The organism is Arthrobacter sp. efr-133-R2A-120, assembly GCF_030209835.1.
Lineage (GTDB): Bacteria > Actinomycetota > Actinomycetes > Actinomycetales > Micrococcaceae > Arthrobacter.
Genome location: NZ_JARVRF010000047.1, coordinates 1 through 1,352 on the forward strand (window position 1 = coordinate 1; position 1,352 = coordinate 1,352).

The 1,352-nt window shown below is 68.9% G+C and carries 1 protein-coding gene; it reads right to left on the reverse strand.

What is annotated here, in order from left to right:
* The coding region (gene rhaD / locus QRN52_RS19120) for a bifunctional rhamnulose-1-phosphate aldolase/short-chain dehydrogenase (RefSeq protein ID WP_284755023.1) at positions 1 to 1,352 on the reverse strand (1,352 nt) is incomplete at both ends.

Consider the following 1,352-nt stretch of genomic DNA (forward strand, 5'->3'; position numbering starts at 1 on the left):
GCGACGCCCGCGTCGACCGGGATGTGCAGGCCGGTGGTGTGTGAGAGTTCGTTGCTGGTGAGCACGGCGGCGGCGTTGGCGACGTGTTCGGGCAGGACTTCGCGTTTGAGCAGGGTGCGTTGGGCGTAGTACTTGCCCAGTTCCTGCTCGTCGACGCCGTAGACGGCGGCGCGCTTGGCGCCCCAGCCGCCGGCGAAGATCCCCGAGCCGCGGACGACGCCGTCGGGGTTGATGCCGTTGACGCGGATGCCGTGCTCGCCCAGTTCGGCGGCTAGCAGGCGGACCTGGTGGGCCTGGTCTGCCTTGGTGGCGGAGTAGGCGATGTTGTTCGGGCCGGCGAACACCGAGTTCTTCGAGGAGATGTAGACGATGTCCCCGCCGAGGCCTTGGTCGATCATGGCCTTCGCGGCGGCTTTGGAGACCAGGAACGAGCCTTTGGCCATGACGTTGTGCTGCAGGTCCCAGTCCTTCCCGGTGGTTTCCAGGAGGGGTTTGGAGATGGACAGGCCCGCGTTGTTCACCACCAGGTCCAGGCCGCCGAAGGCCAGGACGGCCGCGTCGATGGCTCCCTGCACCTGGGCTTCGTCGGTGACGTCTGCCTGCACGCCGATGGCGACGTCGTCACCGCCGAGTTCGGCCGCGACGGCCTGGGCGTTGTCCAGGTTGAGGTCCGCGATGACCACGCAGGCGCCTTCCGCGGCGAGGCGGGTCGCGATCGCCTTGCCGATGCCCGACGCCGCGCCGGTCACCAAAGCGATGCGCGTGGCGTGGGACTTGGGTTTGGGCATCCGGGCGAGTTTGGCTTCCTCGAGGGCCCAGTATTCGATCCGGAACTTCTCGGCTTCCTCGATCGGTGCGTAGGAGGAGATGGCTTCGGCGCCGCGCATCACGTTGATCGCGTTGAGGTAGAACTCCCCGGCGACCCGTGCGGTCTGTTTGTCCTTGCCGTAGGAGAACATTCCGACGCCGGGGACCAGGACGATGGCCGGGTCCGCGCCGCGCAGGGCGGGGCTGTTTTCGTCGGCGTGGCGGTCGTAGTAGGCCTGGTAGTCCTCCCGGTACGCGGCGTGGAGTTCCTTCAGGCGCGCGGTGCTCTCCTGGATGCCGGCGCCGGCGGGCAGGTCCAGGACGAGGGGCTTGACCTTGGTGCGCAGGAAGTGGTCAGGGCAGGAGGTGCCCAGCGCGCCCAGGCGCGGGTGCTCGGCGCCTTCGAGGAATTCCAGGACACGCGGGTCGTCGCTGAAGTGGCCCACCTGCGGTTTGTCGGCCGAGGCGAGGCCGCGGATCACGGGAGCCAGGGCGGCCGCCTTGGCGCGTCGCGCGGCTTCCGGGAGTGCACCGTAGCCGGGGAG